This window comes from Acrocarpospora pleiomorpha (genome assembly GCF_009687885.1).
Lineage (GTDB): Bacteria > Actinomycetota > Actinomycetes > Streptosporangiales > Streptosporangiaceae > Acrocarpospora > Acrocarpospora pleiomorpha.
In genome coordinates, this window is sequence record NZ_BLAF01000035.1 from 49,792 (window position 1) to 70,394 (window position 20,603).

Annotated in this window: 11 protein-coding genes; 7 read left to right on the forward strand and 4 right to left on the reverse strand. The window is 71.4% G+C overall.

What is annotated here, in order from left to right; translation table 11 throughout:
* Positions 1-27: 27 nt before the first annotated feature.
* The gene (locus tag Aple_RS28590; protein WP_155347874.1) at positions 28-2,076 is read left to right on the forward strand and encodes a spermine/spermidine synthase domain-containing protein; all 2,049 of its coding nucleotides are present in this window, start codon (positions 28-30) and stop codon (positions 2,074-2,076) included.
* A 1-nt stretch (position 2,077) separates the two neighbouring features.
* Here Aple_RS28590 and Aple_RS28595 read toward each other — a convergent pair whose 3' ends face one another.
* A complete protein-coding gene (locus Aple_RS28595; RefSeq protein ID WP_155347820.1) occupies positions 2,078-4,477 on the reverse strand; it encodes an ABC transporter permease in 2,400 nt (799 codons plus the stop codon).
* A gap of 185 nt (positions 4,478-4,662) precedes the next feature.
* Between Aple_RS28595 and Aple_RS28600 the strand changes: the two genes are divergently transcribed.
* Positions 4,663-5,937, forward strand: coding sequence for a condensation domain-containing protein (locus tag Aple_RS28600; RefSeq protein ID WP_155347821.1), 1,275 nt, complete (start codon positions 4,663-4,665; stop codon positions 5,935-5,937).
* On the opposite strand, the gene Aple_RS28605 is transcribed toward Aple_RS28600, so the two are convergent.
* Entirely contained in the window at positions 5,938-8,994 is a 3,057-nt protein-coding gene (locus tag Aple_RS28605; RefSeq protein ID WP_155347822.1) for a non-ribosomal peptide synthetase, read from the reverse strand.
* Between the two features lie 178 nt (positions 8,995-9,172).
* Here Aple_RS28605 and Aple_RS28610 point away from each other — a divergent pair, with 178 nt between their 5' ends.
* Entirely contained in the window at positions 9,173-12,190 is a 3,018-nt protein-coding gene (locus tag Aple_RS28610; RefSeq protein WP_155347823.1) for a DUF11 domain-containing protein, read from the forward strand.
* Positions 12,191-12,290: 100 nt separating this feature from the next.
* On the opposite strand, the gene Aple_RS28615 is transcribed toward Aple_RS28610, so the two are convergent.
* The gene (locus Aple_RS28615; protein WP_155347824.1) at positions 12,291-13,514 is read right to left on the reverse strand and encodes a hypothetical protein; all 1,224 of its coding nucleotides are present in this window, start codon (positions 13,512-13,514) and stop codon (positions 12,291-12,293) included.
* Positions 13,515-13,744: 230 nt separating this feature from the next.
* Here Aple_RS28615 and Aple_RS28620 point away from each other — a divergent pair, with 230 nt between their 5' ends.
* Positions 13,745-14,920 (forward strand): serine/threonine-protein kinase, encoded by a 1,176-nt coding sequence (locus tag Aple_RS28620; RefSeq protein ID WP_170321702.1) that lies wholly within the window; start codon positions 13,745-13,747, stop codon positions 14,918-14,920.
* Between the two features lie 18 nt (positions 14,921-14,938).
* Entirely contained in the window at positions 14,939-15,568 is a 630-nt protein-coding gene (locus tag Aple_RS28625) for a 4'-phosphopantetheinyl transferase family protein (RefSeq protein WP_155347826.1), read from the forward strand.
* A 78-nt stretch (positions 15,569-15,646) separates the two neighbouring features.
* Here the strand turns inward: Aple_RS28625 and Aple_RS28630 are convergent, their stop codons facing one another.
* Positions 15,647-16,471, reverse strand: coding sequence for a metallophosphoesterase family protein (locus tag Aple_RS28630; RefSeq protein ID WP_155347827.1), 825 nt, complete (start codon positions 16,469-16,471; stop codon positions 15,647-15,649).
* A 110-nt stretch (positions 16,472-16,581) separates the two neighbouring features.
* On the opposite strand from Aple_RS28630, the gene Aple_RS28635 reads away from it, so the two are divergent.
* Together Aple_RS28635 and Aple_RS28640 are read left to right on the forward strand one after the other, a co-directional pair.
* On the forward strand, positions 16,582-17,169 hold the full coding sequence (locus Aple_RS28635) for an ATP-binding protein (protein WP_170321703.1): 588 nt from the start codon (positions 16,582-16,584) through the stop codon (positions 17,167-17,169).
* A 170-nt stretch (positions 17,170-17,339) separates the two neighbouring features.
* Complete coding sequence (locus tag Aple_RS28640) at positions 17,340-20,426, forward strand: glycosyl hydrolase 115 family protein (protein ID WP_246264847.1); 3,087 nt, start codon at positions 17,340-17,342, stop codon at positions 20,424-20,426.
* Positions 20,427-20,603: the final 177 nt, after the last annotated feature.

The following is a 20,603-nucleotide window of genomic DNA, read 5'->3' on the forward strand; positions in this document are numbered from 1 at the left end:
GTTCTTCGCTAGCCTCCACCCGTGACGATGCAAGCAGACGCGACTCTGCACGAGGATGACGGCGCACCCCCCGCTCACTGGATCCCAGTGCGACCCAGGCTGGTGGTGGCCAGCGCGTTCATGCTCTTCCTGGAGCTCGCGCTGATCCGGTGGACCGGATCCAACATCGTCCACCTGAGCTACTTCACCAACTTCGTGCTGCTCGGGTCCTTCCTGGGCATCGGGCTCGGCTTCCTGCGGGTCGGGCGGAGCAAGCGGCAGCCGTACTACTCGCCGATCCTGCTGGCCGTGCTGGTGCTGGTCGTCAGCTTCTTCCCGGTCGTGGTCAACCGCGAGACCGACGGCATCCTCTACTTCACCAGCCTGACCACCAGCGGCCCCCCGGCCTGGCTGATCCTGCCGGTGATCTTCGTGACGGCGGCGCTGGTCCTGATGGGCCCCGCCGAACTGGTCGGCCGCTGCTTTCCCGAGCTGCCGCGGCTGGAGGCCTACCGCTACGACCTGATCGGCAGCCTGATCGGCATCGGCCTGTTCACGCTGCTGTCCTTCCTCAGCGCGCCGCCCCTGGTGTGGGGGCTGGTCGCCGCCGTCGCGTACGGCGTGCTGCTGCGCCCCAAGACGGCCGGCGCCCACTTCGTCCTGGTGATCGTGCCCTGCGTGGCCGTGGTGACGGCGCTCGCGCTTGAAACGTTCACGGCGGGGGCGCTGTGGTCGCCGTACTACAAGGTGACCGAGAAGAAGTTCGTGCGCGACGGCGTGCCGATCATGCGGATCGACGTGAACGGCATCCCGCACCAGGAGGCCATCGCGGCCGCACAGCGGCTGCAGTTGGAGCCGCAGTACGGCACGCCGTACGACCGGGCCGCCACCAAGACCCTCGACGACGTGCTGATCGTCGGCGCGGGCAGCGGCACCGACGTGGCCATCGCGCTGTCCAAGGGCGCCAAGCACGTCGACGCCGTCGAGATCGACCCCAAGCTGCGCGAGCTCGGCGGCTCGTTCCACCCCGACCGGCCCTACCAGGACCCGCGCGTCACCACCCACATCAACGACGGCCGCGCGTTCCTGGAGCGCACCGACAAGAAATACGACCTGATCCTGTTCGCGCTGCCCGACTCGCTCACCCTCGTCTCCGGGGCGAGCTCGCTGCGGCTGGAGAGCTACCTGTTCACCGAGCAGGCCATGCGCTCGGCCCAGGAGCACCTCAAGCCGGGCGGCGCGTTCGCGATGTACAACTACTACCGCGAGATCTGGCTGATGGACCGGCTCGCATCCACCGCCCAGGCCGCCTTCGGCCACAAGCCGTGCGTGGACGTGGTCGGCTGGGGCCAGCAGGCCGTCATCACCGCCGGGCTCACCGCCGCCGACCAGACCTGCGCCGGCGAGTGGGGCGGCGCGTCGGCCGACACCCCGCCGCCGACCAGCGACGACCGCCCGTTCCTCTACCTGCACGACACCTCCATCCCGATGTTGTACATCGTCGCGCTCGGCCTGATCCTGCTGGTCAGCCTGCTCGCGGTGCGCGCGGTGGCGGGGCCGTTCCGGACCATGCGGCCCTACGCGGACCTGTTCCTGCTGGGGGTCGGCTTCCTGCTGCTGGAGACCAAGAACGTCACCGGCTTCGCGCTGCTGTTCGGCACCACCTGGCTGGTCAACGCGATCGTGTTCGGCGGCGTCCTGGTCGCGGTGCTCGCCGCCGTGGAGACGACCCGCCGCTTCCGCACCCCGTCCCTGCCGGTCATGTACGGCGTGATCCTGGCCGGCCTGGCCATCGGCTGGCTGGTGCCCAACTCCTGGCTGCTGTCGTTGCCGGTGCCGCTGCGCCTGGTCACGGCCGTGGTGATCGCGTTCCTGCCGATCTTCGCGGCCAACGTGGTGTTCGCCAAACGTTTCGCGGAAACCGAGAACGGCACCCTGGCCTTCGGCGCCAACCTGCTCGGCGCGATGGTCGGCGGCTGCCTGGAATACCTGGCCCTGGTGGTCGGCTACAACGCGCTGCTGATCGTGGCCGGGATCCTCTACCTGGGCGCGTTCGCGCTGCTGCCCCGGGCGGCCAGGGGAGCCGTGACCGTCTAGTTCACTCCGCGCGCAGGACGTTCGCGACGCGGATGCGGGCGGCGGTTCTGGCGGGCCACACCGCCAGCGCCGCCGCGGCCAGCAGCGCGGCCGGAGCGATCAGCAGCAGCGTGCCCACCGGCGTCGGCGGCGCGTAGAGCATGGGGGCGCTCTCGGCGACGGTGCGCCACAGCACCCGGCCCAGCGCCAAGCCCAGCGGCACCCCGGCGATCAGGCCGACCAGGGCCAGCACCGTCGCCTGGGTCAGCACGATCCACCGGGACTGGGCGGGGGTCATCCCCAGCGCTCGGAGCACGGCCACCTCCTGCCGTCGCCGCCGGACGGCCGCCCGCAGCGTGTGGCCGGTCGCGGCCAGCGCCAGCAGCGCCAGCAAGCCGCCCAGCACGGCGGGCAGCGCGGGGATGCCTTTGATCTCGATGAGCTGGCGGGGTTCGAAGAAGGGCACGACACCGAGCCTGGCGCCGCCGGTGGCCGCGCTCGCCGCACGGGCGAGCCTGGTCGTGGCCGCCGCCGCGTCGGATCCGGCGCGGAGAGTGACGTCGAGCGTGTCGATCTCGTAGGAGGCGAACAGGGCACGGAAGCCGTCGCCGGTGGTGAGCGCGCCCTCCGCGTAGTTGTTGGCCGGACCTTCAGGGACGAAGCCGACGCCGGTGACGGTGAAGTCCCGGGTCCCCAGCGATCCCGTGAGCGGGACGCGGTCGCCGACGCCCACGCCGAGGGCGTCCGCTGTGCGCGCCGCGAGCACGACCTCGCGGTCGGTGGTGGGCAGCCGTCCGGCCCTGAGCTCCCCGGCCGGGATGGGATGGTCGCCGGGTATGTAGCCGTACACGGCGAAGGTGAGCGGGCCGGAGACGGCCGGGGACATGGGGCGGTCCTCGACGCCCGCCACGTCCGGGTCGCGGGCCAGCGCCGGGATCACCCGGTCGGCCGGCGCGCCCTGGCCGTTGAAGCCGAGAAAGACGATGAGCTGGTGGGTCTGGCCGTACCTGGCCGGGTTGGTGGCCGCGTCGTGCACTCCGGCGGCGAAGGTGAAGGCGGCCAGCACGCCCAGCACGCCCGCCACGGTCCCGGTCAACGCGGAGCCGATCGGAAGGGTGCCGAGACCCTTTCCGCGTTCCAGGGCGAAGCGAAGGCCCGTCTGGATCGGCACCGGCCAGCCCTGGCGACCGGCGAGCGTGGCGATCACGGAAGGGGTGCCGCGGCGGGGTGAGCGCGCCGCGCCGAGCAGGATCCAGCCGTACCCGGTCGCGCCCAGCGTGATCACGACCGGCACGCCGAGCAGGCCGGGCAGCAGGACGGCCCAGTCCAGGTCGAATCCGGGGCGCGGCTCGTACGCGGCGGCGGAGCCGATCGGCATCCACGGGGACGCGGCGGCGGCCCCCGCCACGCCGAGCGCCGCGCCGAGCACCCCGGCCAGCGCGGGGCCGAGAGCGGCGGCGATCACCGCCTGGCCGGGGGTGAGACCGGAGGCGCGCAGGCGCTGCAGCTCGGGTATCGCGGCGCCGGTCAGCCGGGCCGTGAACTGGGCGACGATGAGCGCCGCGGCGGCCAGCGCGGCCAGGCCGAGGGCGATCAGCACGGTGGCCTCGTAGCCGAGCAGCCGGTTGGCGTCGCGGCGGATTTCCGCGAGGCTATCGATCTTGACGACCGGGCGGTCCGTCAGCGCCGCGAAGGCCTCACGAAAGGCCGGCAGCCCCGCCTCGCCGTCGGTCAGCCGGACGAGCGCGATGGTGAAGCCGCCACGCCGATCCACGCCCATGAAATTTTCTTCGTACGTCAGGAACAGCCCAGGCGACGGAAGGAGCGTTCCCCTGCCCCCGCTGGGGTCGACGAAGTAGGGCGATCGGATCACGCCCACGATCCGTGCCACGATCTTCGGCCCATGCCCGCCGGGGGACCCGGCCGAATCCCCGACCAGGTCGACTTCCTCCGGGGTGCTCAGCTGGATCACCACCGTGTCGCCGACGCCCTTGCCGTATATCTCCACGAAACGGGGAAGTACCACCACCTCGTCGGCTCGGGCCGGGTCGGGAAGCCGCCCGGCCAGCACCACCGGGCGTTCGATGGACCGCCAGATCTCGGCGCCGGCCGGCGGTGCCGAGTCCCACCACAGCTGGACGCCCTGGACGGTCAGCGCGGACACCGCCAGCGGTGCGACCGCGGCCACCCCTGGCATGGCCCGGACCCGGTCCCAGTCGAAATCCGGTATCTGACTCTGCACCAGGATGTCGGCGGGCAGGGCGTCGATCCGCAGCCGTTCCTGCGCGGACGCGCCGCGCCGCGCGCCCGCCGCCGCGGCCAGAACCGTGGCCAGCGCGCACGCGATGAGCACGATCAGGGCGACATGCGCCCGCCACGTCGGGGCGACGACGATCGCCAACCAGGCACGGGAGAACCTCATCGCGACCTCTCCACCGACGACATGCTGACAGTGCCGAATATCCGCCGCGGCGGGGTGAGCCGCCAGCGGGCTAGCCCTCGTGTTGACCGTCCGAGCGGCCGTGGTTAGCATCCGGATGCGCTCCCTCGAAATTTTCGTACGGCAATGAAAACTTTCGGTCCCGAGAAGCGAGGAGGGGGCGACGGGTGTACGCCGACTTCGGTGGCGGCCGGTCCGGGCAGGCTCCGCTGACCTGGGGGCAGCGGGGGATCTGGGACGCGATGGCGCGCAATCCGCCGGGTCATTTCAACATCGGGCGGGTGCTGATGGTGCCCAGGCGCGGTGGCGCGGCGGCCGCGGAGGTGGCCAGGGCGGTCGGCTCGCTGGCCGAGCGGCACGAGGCGCTGCGCACCCAGGTGATCGTCAGCGCGGGTGAGCCGCGGCAGGTGGTCCACGCGTCGGGACGCATCCCGCTGACGGTCGTGGAGGCCGAGCCGGGCGCCGCCGTGGGCATCGCCGCCTCGCTCATGGCGGAGTTCTCGGCGGCGGACTTCGATCACGCCAGGGACTGGCCGTTGCGGGTGGGCCTGGTCGCCTCGGGCGGCCTGGTGCGCTGGGTGGTGCTCGTGCTGTCCCATCTGGCGGCCGACGGGCACGCCGTCGAGATCGTGCTCAGGGATCTGCGCGTGCTGCTGCGCCAGGGCTCGATCGGCGGGCCGCCGCCCGCGCAGCCCCTGGACCTGGCCCGCGACCAGCGGGACGGGGGTGAGCGCCGCACCCGCGCCGCCATCGCGTTCTGGACCGGACAGTACGAGCGCGTCCCCCCGGTCATGTTCACCCCCGGACACCCCGGCTCACGGCCCCGGCACCGCCGGGTCAGGCTGACCTCCGAGGCGCTCGCGGCGGCCGCCAGGAAGGTCGCGGACCGGCACGAGGTGAGCTCCTCCACCGTGCTGCTGGCCGCCACCGCCGTGCTCGTCGGCGCGCGCACGGGGCACGAGTCGGTGGCGCTGTCCACGATCGTGGGCAACCGTTTCTCCGGCGACCTGCGCGGCATGGTCACCACGCTCGACCAGCTCGGCCTGTTCACACTCGACGTCGGCGCGGACTTCGACGAGCTGGTGCCCCGGGCGTGGCGGGCCGCGCTGGCCGCCTACCGGCACGCTTACTACGACCAGCCCGCCCTGGACGCGGCGCTGGCCCGGCTGGGGGAGGAGCGCGGGGCCGAGCTGAATCCGTACTGCTGCTTCAACGACGTGCGGCAGGCCGCCGGCCGGGCCCCGGCCGGTCCGGACGCCAAGTCTCGGCTGGACTGGCTGCCCGACCCGGACGGCATCCGCTGCCGGTTCTGCCTGCTGGTCCTGGACGCGCGGGACGGCGGCCTGGTTCTCCAGCTGACGGCGGACACGCGCTGCCTGACGAACGAGCAGATCGCGCGTTTCCTGCCGGAACTGGAGAACCTCGTCCTGGACGCCGCCTGATCAGGCCTCGCCGGCGAGCAGGCGTTCGGCCTCCTCTTCCGACATGTCCGACAATTCGGCGGTCAGCCTCTCCTCCAGCGCGATGGCCAGGTCGGCCACCGTCCGCCGGGTGAACATGGTGAGGATCGGCAGCTCCACGCCGGTGATGGCGAGGATGCGCGCGGCCACCCGGACCGCCAGCAGGGACTGGCCGCCGAGGCGGAAGAAGTCGTCGTGCGCGCCCACGCGCGGCACCCCGAGCACCTCGGTCCAGACGTCGGCGACCAGCGACTCCGCGTCGGTCCTCGGCGGGGTGAACTCGGCGCGCTGCGCCGCCGGGCTGGGCAGCGCGGCCCGGTCCACCTTGCCGTTCGGGGTCATCGGCAGGGCGGCGATCCGGATGAAACGGGCGGGCACCAGGTACGCCGGGAGGGTGGCGGCCAGCGCCCGGGAGAGCGCGCCCAGGCTGACCTCGCCGACGACGTAGGCGATCAGGCTCTCCTCGTGCACGGCGGCGACCGCCTGGAGCACGCCGGGGAACGCCTCGCAGGCCGCCTCCACCTCGCCCAGCTCGATCCGGTGGCCGCGCACCTTGACCTGGTTGTCGGTCCGGCCCAGGAACTCCAGCTCGCCCACGCGCCGCCAGCGGACCATGTCGCCGGTGCGGTAGAGGCGGGCGCCGGGCTCGCCGTACGGGTCGGGGACGAAACGTTCGGCGGTCAGGGCCGGGCGGCCGAGGTAGCCGTGGGCGACCCCCGCGCCGCCGATGAGCAGCTCGCCGGGGACGCCGGTGCGGACCGGGCCGAGGTGCTCGCCGAGCACGTAGACCTGGGTGCCGCCGATGGGGGAGCCGATCCTGACCGCCGCGGGTTCGGCGGGGACCTCCCAGAAGGTGGACCAGATGGTCGTCTCGGTGGGGCCGTAGACGTTGACCAGCCGCCCTGCCGAGGCTCGCAGGCGGCGGGCCAGCTCCGGGCTGAGCGCCTCGCCGCCGGCCAGGGCGGTCAGCGCGGAGTCGAGGAAGCCGGAGTCCAGCAGCATGCGCCAGCCGGACGGGGTGGCCTGCACGTGGGTTACGCCCGCCTCCTTGATCAGCCGCGCCTGGGCGAAGCCGTCCGCGGCGGTGGCCGTGCCGGCGATCTCGACCCGGCCGCCGGTGATGAGCGGCAGGTAGAGCTCCAGCGCGGAGATGTCGAAGGAGAGCGAGGTGAGGCCGAGCCAGACGTGGTCAGGCGCGGCGTCCAGCAGCGCCGCCATCGAGGCCAGCAGGTTGGCGAGGGCGGCGTGCGGGACCGGCACGCCCTTGGGTTTGCCGGTCGAACCGGAGGTGTAGAGGACGTAGGCGGTGTCCACGCCCCGGGTCCCGGCGCGGGTGAAGCCGTCGCGCGCGGGCGGCGGGTTGTCGATGAGCACGGTCGGGACCGGATGTTCCGGCAGGGCTTTGACGGTTTCCTCGCTCGCCAGGACCAGGGCGGCGGCGCAGTCGTCCAGGACGAAGGCCAGGCGGGCGGGCGGGAAGGCGGGATCGATCGGCACGTACGCCGCGCCGGTCCGCTGGACGGCGAGCAGCGCCACCAGGGCTTCGGGGGTCCTGGGCAGGCAGACGGCCACCAGCTCGCCGGGGCGTACGGGAAGGCGGGCGGCCAGGTCGTCGGCGCGGCGGTCGAGGTCGGCGTAGCTCAGGCGGGTGTCGCCCGCGCTGACGGCGATCGCGTCCGGGCGGAGGCGGACCTGGCGGTCGAACAGCTCGGGGAGCAGGTCGGCGGCGGGCGGCGCGGTCCGGTTCCATTCGCGGATGAGACGGTCGTGTTCCGCGCCGGTGGGGGCGGTCAGCTCGGACAGGCGCAGGCCGGGGTCCGCGGCGACGCGGGCCATCAGGGTTTCGAAGTCATGGGCGTACCCGAGGATGGTCTCCTCGTCGAAGAGGCCGGTGTTGTAGACGAGCAGCAGCTGCCAGACGCCGCTCAGGCCGAAGATGTCGGCCTTCAGGTCGTAGGGCATGTGGCCGAACCCGGCGTCGGCGCGCTCCGACGTCACGCCCTCCAGCTGGAGGCCGGGGCCGCCGGTCTGGTGGTGCATGCCGAACATGGTCTGGAAGAGGGGGGCGCGGCTCAGGTCGCGTTCGATGTCCAGCGCGGGCAGCAGCCGCTCGAACGGCACCTTCTGGTGGCGGTACCCGGCCAGCAGGCGGGTACGGGTGCGCCGCAGCACCTCACGGAACGCCGGATCGCCGGATAAGTCGGCACGCGCGACGACGGTGTTGGAGAAGTATCCGACCAGGCCTTCCAGCTCCTCCCGGTCCCGGCCCGCCGTCGGGAAGCCCACGCAGAAGTCGCTCTGGCCGCTGCGCCCCGACAGCAGCACCTGGTACACCGCCATCAGCGCCATGAAAAGTGTGCACCGTTCCCGGTTCGCGAGCGCCGCGAATGGGCCGGTCACCTCCGGCGGCAGCGGGTGCAGCAGGTGCGCGCTCGCCGTCTCCGCCACCGCCGGTCGCGGCCGGTCGGTGACCGGCTCCAGCGCCGCCGCCCCCGCCAGCGCCTCGGTCCAGTACGCCAGCGACTCCGCGCTCTCCTCCGCCACCTCCACGACCTCGGAATACCGTACGGGGAGGGGCTCGAGCGGCGCCCCGGCGTAGCGCGCGGTCAGCTCGTCGGCGATGATGCCGATCGACCGGCCGTCGCAGACGATGTGGTGCGCCACCACGCACAGGATGTGCTCGTCCGGCCCGCACTCGATCAACCAGGCCCGCAGCAGCCGCCCGGCGGCCAGGTCGAACGGCCGCTCGATCAGCGCGTTGACCATGGCTTCGGCCGGGCCCGCCAGCGGCAACCGCGTCAGCTCGAACTCCCACGGCGGGTCGATGACCTGCACCGGACCGCCGTCCCTGGCCGGGAACCTGGCCCGCAGCGCCTCGTGCCTGGCGACGATCTCCCCGAACGCGCGGACCAGCCGCGCCGGGTCGACCGGGCCGGTCAGCCGGGTGGTCTGGGAGAGATGGTAGGAGGCGTCCTGCGGATCCACCTGCTGGAGGAACCAGACACGTTCCTGGGCGGCCGTGAGCGGCAGCTCGATCATGGGGGGTGCTCCCTGGGAGTACGGCGAACTACGGTCGTACGGTACTCAGTGGGAGCGTTCCCGCCGACACTATGATCACTCAGATCCATCGTCAATTGGGTAGTAGGCTACTCACGCGCCGCGACCTCCCTATGACCGACCGTGAGAAGACAGGACACTCTCACGGAGGGGAAGGCACATGGCCTTACGAAGGTGGTGGATCGCGGCATCCGCGGCGATCCTGCTCGTGGCGGCGCTGCTGCCGCCGATGGCGGCGCGGGCCGTCGCCACCAAGCCGCTCACCATCACGATCACCAAGGTGCGCTGCGTCGACGACTGCCGCAACGAGGGCCTGGAAGCCGCGGGCGAGTCAGCCGCCGACTTCTACGCCAAGGTCTTCATCAACGGCGTCGAACACCGCACCCCGCGCGGCGCGGAGGACCAGGAGCTGATCGAGCCGTACTGGGCGGTGACCCAGCAGGTCGACGAGAACGCCCAGAGCGTGCCCGTGGCCATCCAGCTGTGGGACCACGACAGCACGAGCGGCGACGACCTCGGCGACACCAGCCCCCGCAACGACGACAACAACCTCGACTTCACCGTCAACTACGCCGACGGCCGCTGGTCCGGTGACGTGAACTGGCCGCAGTCGTGCGCGACCGGCGACGGCGACGATGACGACGAGCCGCGCGTCGAGGTCTGCTTCGACGTCAGCCCCACGCCCGGCTCCGACGCCGACGGGGACGGCCTGCTGGACGGCTGGGAGCGCAACGGCTACAACGACAACGGCGACGGGACCATCGACGTCGACCTGCCCGCGATGGGGGCCGACCCGAACCACAAGGACCTGTTCCTAGAACTCGACTACGAGCAGGGCCGCAACCTCAGCAAGTCCGACGTGACCGCGATGAAAGCCGCGTTCGCGGCCGCCCCCAAGAACGCGGGCACCCTGGCGGGCACCCGGGGAGGGGTGAGCGCGCAGCCCAATCCGGACGGCGCGCGCGGCATCAACCTGCACGTCGACATGGGCAACCTGGCCGACGCCAACCTGCGCGAGGGTACGGCGGCCGGAACCTGCCACGACGGCCTGGACAACAACGGGGACGGCCTGACCGACGGCAGGGACACCGGCGACTGCCTGAACCTGGACGGCGACGTCGAGGATCCGCTCCCCGGCAACTGCGGGAACAACGCCGACGACGACGGCGACGGCCGGGCCGACGCCGACGACCCCGACTGCCTGATCGGCGACGACCTGGGCGCCAACGGCCGCGGCAACATGATCTCCGGGCTGACCGCCTGCGACCTGGACGACGCGTTCTACGCCGCGAAGAACCTGATGTTCGACAAGCCCCGCCGCCTGATCTTCCGCTACGGGATCAGCGCCAACCCCGACGGCTGCACCGATCCCCCAGGCGGCAGCGGCGAGTACGGCGGCAACGACTTCATCGACTTCAACAACGACGGCGTCAGCGTCATGCACGAGCTGGGCCACACGCTCCTGCTCGACCACGGCGGTTTCGAGGACGACAACTGCAAGCCCAACTACGTCAGCATCATGAACTACTTCCTCAGCGGCGCCGGGATCGCCCGTCAGGGCGGCGGGCGCATCCTCGACTACTCCCCGCCGAGGGTCGCCTTCGACGGCGAATCCCGGGGGAACGCGCCCCTCGCCAACCTGATCGAGAACCAGCTCAACGAGAACGTGATCGTGGACGACGCCGACCCGGCCAACCGGTTCGTCTTCGTCAACGGCGCGGGCCGCCGCGCCCCGCGCGACCTGGACGTCCGGCCGGACTGGAACGGCGACCGCGCCGACCCGCCGTACGAGAACCCGGTGATCGCCAACATCGACACGGTGGGTCTCAACGGCGAGCCGGTGGAGTGCATGAACGCCAGCACCGACAGCACGCTGCGCGGATCCGACGACTGGACCTTCATCTCGCTGCCGTTCCGCCAGTTCGGCGACTCCGCCAACGCCCCGGTGCACCGGGCCGACCACCACGAGCCCACCGCCGCCCGGCTGGAGGCCATCTGGCGGGACCTGAACACCACCGACCTGGCCGTGACCGTGGCCGACGCCCCCGACCCGGTGGCGGCGGGCACCGAGCTCACCTACACGGTCACCGTCACGAACGAGGGCGACGCCCCCGCCACCTCGGTCCGCGTCGTCGACACCCTCCCCGCCGTCGTCACTTACACCGGCGCTTCCACCCCCTGTACGGCCTCCGGCGCGACCGTCACCTGCAACCTGGGCGAGCTGGGCGCGGGCGGCACCAGGCAGTTCACCCTCCGGGCGAGCGTGCCCGCCGGTCTGGTCCACGCCAACGGCGGCCCCAAGACGCTCACCAACCGGGCGGTCGTCAGCAACCTGGCCGGCCCCGACTCCGAATCGGCCGACAACGAGGCGAGCACCGCCACCCGGGTGGTCGCCGTCGCCGACCTGTCGGTCACCGCGCTCCAGGCCACGGCCCCCAGCCAGATCCTGATCGGGCAGACCCTGCCCGTGACGGTCACCGGCACGGTCGCCAACAGCGGCCCGTCCACCCCGATGAACGCCACCCTGACCACGGCCGCGACGGCCGCGTCGGGCGCGTCCATCACCCCGGCCTCAACCACCACCCCGGTGGCCGCGCTCGCCGCCGGAACCCCGCAAACCGTCCAGAAGACGCTCACCATCGGCTGCGCCCAGCCGGGACCGCACACCTACACGGTGACCGGCACGGTCACCCCCGCCAGTACGGACGACTCCGACCCCACTCCCGCCAACAACCAGCGCCAGGCCACCTTCACGGTCGACTGCATCGTCCCGGTCGCCATCAACATCGTGCCCGGCCTCAACCCCAACCTGGTCAACCTCGCCCACGGCGTCGTCCCGGTCGCGGCCCTGACCACCCGGGCGGGCGAATACAACCTCCCCCTCGCCTTCGACGCCACCAAGATCAAGCCGGAGACCGTGCGCTTCGGCACCAGAAACGGCGCCGCCGCCCACGGCGCGCCCCCCATCCACAACATCGGCATCAAGACCCTCAGCATCGAACGCGGCCCCCTCGAGATCGTCATCGACCTCGACCTAGACATGCTGATGACCTTCACCGCCCACGACACCGACCTACCCGCCAACGCCACCGAAGCCTGCCTCGCGGGCTCCTACTCACCCCGCCAGGGAGAGACCTACCGTTTCTTCGGCTGCGACGCCGTCCGCATGTTCCCCTGACCCCACAACCCAACGCGCGGCCCGCTCCGGCGGGCCGCGCGTCTTTCGGCGGCCAATGATAAGCGCACTTATAATAGGCAGACTTATTATTGGCTTCCGGTCAGCCGGTCAGGGCTGTGGTGTCGAGGAGCCAGTACTTTTCGGGGACGGCGAAGAGGGCGTCGACGCCCTGGTGGGTCATCGCGAAGGTGGCGGCGGAGCGGACCAGGTTGCGTTTGGACTCGCTTTTGGGGGCGGTGGTGGCCTTGTCGGGGGTGGCCCAGTAGACGAGGGGGTCGGCGACGCCGGGGTTGACGCCGCCGGCGCCGAGGACGGGCTCGGTGCCGTAGAGGGTCATCAGGGTGGCGGTGATGCCGGTGTCCAGGTCGTAGACGATCGAGCTGGGGGCCTTGTCGCCGGCGGGGGAGCCGCGCGGGGGGACGGTCTGCAGGAGCAGGTAGCGCTGGCCGAGCAGGCCGAACGGGAAGACCACCCAGGGCGGGAGCATGGCGCGGCGGGAGCCGTCGGGGCGCTGCACGAAGACGCGCACCGTGGTGGTGGAGACGATCTGGGTGCCGACGCACCAGCGAGGGCCGCAGGTGATGTCGGCGTCGGCGGGGGCGCGGACGGTGATGCGCTCGCCGGTGGCCAGGTTGAGCAGGCGGCGGTTGTCGCCGATCCACGGCCAGTCCTTCAGCCGCATGCCGTCGGTGTTCTGGATCCGCTGGACGTCGCCGCCCTTGAGCGGGATGCGGTCGAGGCCGCCCGCCGGGAAGGTCCAGAACAGGTCCTCGCCGCTGATGGCGAGTTTGGGGTCGCGGCCGACGGTGACGCCGGGGATGGTGGCGAGCAGCAGGGCCTCGCCGCCGTCGGCGGGCATGGTCCAGAGCTCGCCGACCGTGCCCGACTTCTCCTCGACGGTTCGGTACCAGGCGACCGCGCCGTCCGCGGCGACGGCCGAGGTGATCTCGTGTTCCTCGCGGCCCCGCCGGTTCGGGATCGTGCCCAGCGGCACGCCCAGGCCCATCTGGAGGTTGAAGGCGATGAGCGTGGACTCCTTGCCCGGGTCGCCGACCTCCTCCATGAGCACCCGGGTCGCGTCCATCCGGGCCAGCGGGCGCAGCGCCCAGTCCCGGAACGACCAGGCCGGGATCTTGGCCACGGCCTCCGGCCAGACCTCCCGTACGGACGGGAAGGCGGCCAATTGGGCCGGGAACGACGGCGCGGCCAGCGGGCGCGGCGGCGGTGTGACCGAGGGCGGACGGACCAGCAGCGCGGTCACGCCCGCCAGGACTAAGACGAGAAATCCAACGAAGGCGATATCACCCCAGGATCTCCGCGCCACGGGACCTCCCCCTTGTTGTCAGGCGATTTCATCGTGAATTGCGGGGCCCTATCTGTCGAGAGGCGGGCTCGACACCGGAAGTGTAGGTGGCTAACGTCCGTAGATGAGGTGATCTGATCCGCAGTTAACGAGAAACCTGTCTCATGGCCAGCCGCAAGCCGCCGACCAGGCGACGCACCGCCGCGGCCGTCCGAGATCACAGCTTTCTCATTAGATCCTGGGAGGCCGTTATGGCGGACCCGGACATAGCCTGGCCCGAGGAGAACCTCGAGCAGGTGGACGGAGAGGGCGGCGAAGCGGACGTGGGCGACGGGGCCAACTTACGCCTGCTGATCAGGGAAGAGGGCGCGACCGGATTCGCGGCGGCGCTGCTGGTGCTGAAAGGCGCGCTGATCGCGCTGGCGGCGGACCATCGGGACGGGGCCGCGCATCCGGACCTGGCGCCCGAGAACGTGATCGTCACCCCGGCCGGGGGGATCCGGCTGGTCGCCGACCCGGCCGAGGCGCCCGCGTACAAGGCGCCGGAACTGTGGCGGGGCGCGCCCGCCAGCCCGGCGAGCGACATCTACGCGGTGACCGCCGTGTTCTTCGAATGCCTCACCGGCGGGCCGCCGTTCGACGCGGCCGCGGCGGCGCGGCTGGGCTGGCTGCACCGGACCGTGCCGCCGCCGGTCGAGCAGGTGCCGGAAGGGCTGCGGCGGCTGGTCGAGCGCGGCCTGTCCAAGGCCCCGCAGCACCGGCCGTCCTCGGCCGCGGCCTTCGCCGCCGAGGTGGAGGCGGTGGCGGTGGCCGCGCTCGGCCCCGACTGGGAGCGGCCCGGCCGGGTCGCCCTGGCCGCCCTCGCGTCCTCCCACGCCTCCGCCGTCCCCGAGGAGCCGGTAGAGCCCCCAGCCCCCCGGCCCAGCCGCGTCAAGGTCGCCACCCTGGTGGCCCTCGCCGCGGCCGCGGTCGTCGTGGTGGCCGTCTCCGCCGGCGATCGGCCGTCGCGGCAGTCGTACCAGGCCGCGCAGCCGCAGCCCCGTCCGGCGGTGACGCTGCTCCCGACGCCCAGCCTGGTGACCGTCCAGCCGGCCGAGAACAGCGAGCCGCTCCCGGTGCACCACAAACCGGTGGTGATCGCCGAGGAGACCGGCGCCCCGCGCACCGCCAAGCCGCGAAAGAGCTCGACGCCCACGCCCACGGCGAAGGACGACCCCTCGAAATCGCACGCTCCGAGCGCCGAGCCCGAGGATGACCCGGCGACCGTGCCGGACGGCGAGTCGAAGCAGCCGCCGCCCCCCGCCTCCGAGCCGACCAGCGCGCCTATCCTGGAGGTCGAGGCCTCCGTCGAGCTGCCGATTCTCGGCGGCAACGGCCTGGACGTGTCGGTGGGCGTGCAGACCGGGCTGCTGGGCCTGTCCCTGTAGCCGACCCTGGAGGGTTCATTGATCGAGAAGATCCTGCCGGCGTGGGTGGAGAGCGCCGAGGCGTTCGCCGATCCGGTGGAGGCCACCCTGTTCCCCGAGGAGGAGCGGTACATCGCGAAGGCGGTGGACAAGCGGCGGCGGGAGTTCACCACGGCGCGCCACTGCGCGCGGCAGGTCATGGCCAGGCTCGGAATCCCGCCCGCGCCGATCGTGCCGGGCGAGCGCGGCGCGCCGGGCTGGCCGCCGGGCGTGGTCGGGGCGATGACCCACTGCGACGGCTACCGCGCCGCCGCGCTCTCCGTCGAAGCGGTCACGGTCGGCATTGACGCAGAGCCGGACGCGCCGCTGCCGGAGGGCGTGCTGGACACGATCGCGCTTCCCGGCGAGCGGCAGGCGCTCGGCGAGCTGGACGACTCGGTGCACTGGGACCGGCTGCTGTTCAGCGCCAAGGAGTCGGTCTACAAGGCCTGGTTCCCGCTGGCCCGCCGCTGGCTCGGCTTCGAGGAGGCGGAGATCACCCTCGACCCGGCGGGCACGTTCGCCGCCCGCCTGCTGGTCCCGGGGCCGCGCGGGCTCACCGGCTTCGACGGGCGCTGGCTGCGCGAGTCTGGCCTGGTGGTGACCGCGATCACGCTGGACTTTAACTAGAAAGTCGTGATCTGGACAGCCGCGACGGTGAATCGTCTGGTCGGCGGCTATGCGGCTGGCTATGGGACGGGTTTCTGGTTAACCGGGAAGGATCTGCCGCAAAACTCCGGGCGGGGCCGCGCGCGGACGCCACTCGCGCGGGTAGCCGAGCGAGACCTCCTCGAAGCGCACGCCGTCATACCAGGTGGTGCGGGGGATGTGCAGGTGGCCGTAGACGACCGTGCGGGCGTTGAAGCGCAGGTGCCAGTCGGCGGTCCGCTCGGTGCCGCACCAGATCGCGAACTCCGGATAGCGCAGCACGAACGTCGGATCCCTGACCAGCGGATAGTGGTTGACCAGGATGGTCGCCGTGCCGGGCGGGAGCTCGCTCAGGCGGCGCTCGGTCTCGTCCAGGCGGGCCTGGCACCAGGCGTCGATGCTCGGGTAGGGGTCGGGGTGGAGCAGCATCTCGTCGGTGCAGACGACCCCGGCCGCGTGGGCGATCCGCAGCGCCTCCGCCTTCGTGGTGACCCCCGGCATCCGGTAGGTGTAGTCGTAGAGCAGCAGCAGCGGCGCCACCGTGACCGGCCCCTCCGGCCCGGTCCAGATCGGGTACGGATCCTCCGGCGTCACCACCCCGAGCTCCCGGCACGACTTCACCAGCCGCTCGTACCGCTCCACGCCGCGGATCTGGTCCGGGTCGGAGGGATGGGTCCACAGGTCGTGGTTGCCCGGCGCCCACACCACCTTCTCGAACCGGGACGCCAGCAGGCCCAGCGCCCACTCGATGTCGGCGGCCTTCTCCGAGATGTCTCCCGGCACCAGCAGCCAGTCCGACGTCGTCCGCGGCCGGATCCGCTCGACGATCTCGCGGTTCTCCGGATACCCGATGTGCAGATCGCTGAGGGCCAGCAGAAAACTCATGGTCGAAAGTCTCTCAAGTGCACCGGGCGCGGCGGCAGGGGGGTTGAGGATCCCTGTCAACGCCCGGTAGCCGTTATCGTGTGCTGCATGCCTTCTCGAGTGCGGGCCTGATGCCCAGGAGCACCGCGCTGGAGATCGTGTTCCCGCCGCGGGCTCTCGTCCTGCTCACCGGCCTGCCCGGCGCGGGCAAGAGCACCCTGCTCGACCAGCTGTACGGCTTGCGCGGCGACGAGCCCCGCCCCGTCCTGCACGATGGCACCCTGGTGATCGACTCCCGCCAGGCCCGGGTCCGCTGGGCCCGCCTGCTCGCGCGCCTGCCCCGCCGGGGCCGCAGCCTGGTCGTGCATCTCGCTCACACGTGGCGGATCGTCCGCAGCCTCCCGAACGGGCGGCCCGTGGTCGCCCACTCCCGGGCGGCCTGGCCGCACCTGCTGTACGGCTTCGCCCTGCTGGCCCGCCTCACCGGCCGCCAGCTCCACGTGATCATGCTGGACGTGCCGGCGGAGACGGCCATGGCCGGGCAGATCGCGCGCGGCCGGGTCGTGCCGGAGGTGACCTTCGACCGGCACCGCCGCCGCTGGCGGGTGCTGCTGGACCGGGCCAGGACCGGCGCGCTGCCACCCGCGCACGGCGTACGCGTCCTCGACCGCCCCTCGGCGGACCGGTTACGTCGAATCGTTTTCGAACGTTCCCGGTGAAACGTACATGGGATGGCCCTGCGTACTTGTCATCCGTGGTTGACCAGGTCAGTCGTCGGGTCTAACATCCCGGGTTGCGTCGATGGTGAAAGTTTCGTGTGGATAAAGAAACTTTCGGAGAACTCGCACCCGGAGGTCGCGTCATGGCAAGGCTCTCCGCAGGTTCAGTTGTGTCCAGAATCCTGTTAGCCGCTGGGGTGGTGATCGCGGCCGGCGTCACGGCCGTGCCCGCCGAGGCGGGTGCCCAGCACGGTTCCTACATCGTCGGCAGTCCGGGAAACGGGCGATTCCCCCTGGTCGCCGGGGGCCGGGCGGCTCCGCTGGTGGTCAGCGCCGACGACTATCCCGGCGTGGTCAGGGCGGTCGGCGACCTGCGGTCCGACATCCAGAAGGTGACCGGCGTGCGCCCCGCCGTGTCCGGCCAGGCCCAGGGCGAGGTGGTGATCGTCGGCACGCTCGGGCACAGCCCGCTCGTGGACGGCCTGGTCGCCGCCGGGAAGCTGGACGTCTCCAGCATCGCGGGCAAGTGGGAGACCACCATCGAGCAGGTCGTGCGCGACCCGTTGCCCGGCGTGCGGAGCGCGTTCGTGATCGCCGGAAGCGACCAGCGCGGCACGATCTTCGGGGTTTACGACGTGTCCAAACAGATCGGCGTCTCGCCCTGGTACTGGTGGGACGACGTGCCGATCAGGCATCGGAGCTCGCTCTACGTCGAGCCGGGGCGGCACACCCAGGGCACTCCCGCCGTGAAGTACCGGGGCTTCTTCATCAACGACGAGAACCCGGCGCTCGGCACCTGGGGGCCCGAGTTCTTCGGCCCGGGCCTCGCGCCCGGCTTCGAGGGCGGGTTCAACCGGCACCTGTTCGCGAAGGTCTTCGAGACCATGCTGCGGCTGAAGGCCAACTATCTGTGGCCCGCCGTGTGGGGGCGGGCGTTCGCCGAGGACGATCCGCAGAACCACGCCACCGCCAAGGCGTACGGGGTGGTGATGGGCACCTCGCACGAGGCGCCGATGATGCGCGGCATCGAGGAGTGGAACCGGCACGCGGTGGCCGCCGTACGCGACTCGGCCGGGAACATCGTCACGCCGGGCCGTGACCCCTACGGGGGAACCGGCGAGTGGAGCTTCCGGCGCAACCCCGACGCGATCAAGGCGTACTGGCGGGACGGGATCCGCCGGATGCGGGACGAGGACTTCGAGGGCGTCGTCACGCTCGGCATGCGTGGCAACGGCGACGTGAGCCTGCCCGACGGCGACGGCATCGAGCTGATGCGCGGCATCATCGACAGCGAGCGCGAGATCCTCGCCCAGGAGTCCGGCCGGGACGTCACGGAGGTCCCGCAGGTGTGGACCCTCTACAAGGAGGTCCAGCGGTACTGGGACCGCGGCCTGCGCGTGCCCGACGACGTGACCGTCGTCTTCACCGACGACAACTGGGGCAACATGCGCAAGCTGCCCGACCAGAGCATGCCGCCCCGCGCCGGCGGCTACGGCCTCTACTACCACTACGACTACGTTGGCGGCGGCCGCAACTACAAGTGGGTGGACACCAACCAGCTGCCCAACATCTGGGAGCAGCTCAACCTCTCCTATGAGTACGGCGTGGACCGGCTCTGGGTGGTCAACGTCGGCGACATGAAGAACGAGGAACTCCCGCTCCAGTTCTTCCTCGACTACGCCTGGAACCCGGACAAATGGCCGCTGGAGAAACTGCCCGAATGGGAGAAGCAGTACGCGGCCCAGAACTTCGGCGACAGCAAGGCCGAGGCCGTCGCCGACGTCCTGCACACCTACGCCGCCCTGCAGTCCCGCCGCAAGCCGGAACTGCTCAACCGCCTGATCGGCCTGGACCCGGCCAAGGACCTGTCCACCGACTCCAGCGCGGTGCTCTACGACGACCAGGCCAGCCCCTACAGCCTGACCAACTACCGCGAACTGGAACGCGTGACCGCCGAGTGGGCCGCCCTGTCCGCCCAGGCCGAGAAGATCGGCCGCCAGCTCGGCAGCGCCGCCCAGGACGCCTACTTCCAGCTCGTGCTCTACCAGGTCAAGGCCACCGCCAACCTGTACGCGCTGCGCCTGGCCGAGTTCAACAACCTCCGCTACGCGGCGCAGGGCCGGGCCGCCACCAACGACCTCGCCGCGCTGGCCGAGGCCAGGTTCGCCGACGACCAGGCACTCAACCAGCACTACAACACCGGCCTGGCGGGCGGGAAGTGGAAGAACTGGCAGCTCCAGCCCAAGATCGGGTACGGCGACATCGCCCGCTACGGCCCGAACGCGCCCTGGCAGCAGCCCGAGCTCAACAACGTCGCGCTGCCCGACGAGATCTTCCCCGCGGTCAAGCGCATCCAGCTGCCCGCCGCCGCCGAGATGGGCGTGGCCGTGGACGGCTCGAACGCCTGGTGGCCGAACGCGACGACGCCGGCGGTGCTGCCCGCGTTCAGCCCGTACCAGAGCCAGCCGGAGCAGTACATCGAGGTGTTCAACCGGGGCACGACGGCGTTCGACTACCAGATCAGGCCGTCGGTCTCCTGGCTGAAGGCCGAGCCCAGCAGGGGCAGGCTGGACAAGCAGGTCCGCAGCACGCTGCGGGTGGACTGGTCGAAGGCGCCCAAGGGCACCACCAACGTGCCGATCACCGTCACCGGGCCCGGCGGGTCCAGGGTGGTCGTTCAGGCGGTCGTGCAGAAGCCGAACGTGTCGCAGGTCAAGGGGTTCGTCGAGGCGAACGGGTATGTGTCGATCGAGGCGGACAAGTACACCAAGGCGGTCTCCTCCGGCGGGGTGTCGTGGCGGCGCATTCCGGGCATCGGCCGTACCGGATCGGGTCTGACGCCGGTGCCGGTCACGGCGGCGCGGCAGACGCCGGGCGGGAACAGCCCGCGGCTGGAATACACGATGCACCTGTTCAGCACCGGTCCCGTCAAGGTCACGGCCTACCTGTCGCCGCGTAACAACGTGCTGCCCACCGATGGCCTCAAGTACGCGGTCTCGATCGACGACGGCGTCCCGCAGGTGGTGGACGTCATCGCCGCCACCGGCTCGAACGACACCGTGATGAACCGCCAGTGGGAGCGCAACACCTCCGACAACGTCAACCGGACGGTCACCACGCACACCATCGCGCAGCCGGGCGCGCACACGCTCAAGTTCTGGATGGTGGACCCGACGGTGGTCGTGCAGAAGCTGGTGGTGGACACCGGCGGGGTGCTCACCAGCTATCTCGGCCCGCCGCAGAGCACGCGGAGCTAACCCCCTCAGGGGCGCGCGGACCCGTTAGGTCGGGACGGGTCCGCGCGCCCATTCCCGTGTTTTTCCCTGACAGATTGCGACACTGACGGACAAAACACTTTGTGGTACCGAGAAACCCCGAAATTATTTAGGTTTCTTGGCAGATAAAGCCACTTGTGCCTGATCGGTATGACAGGT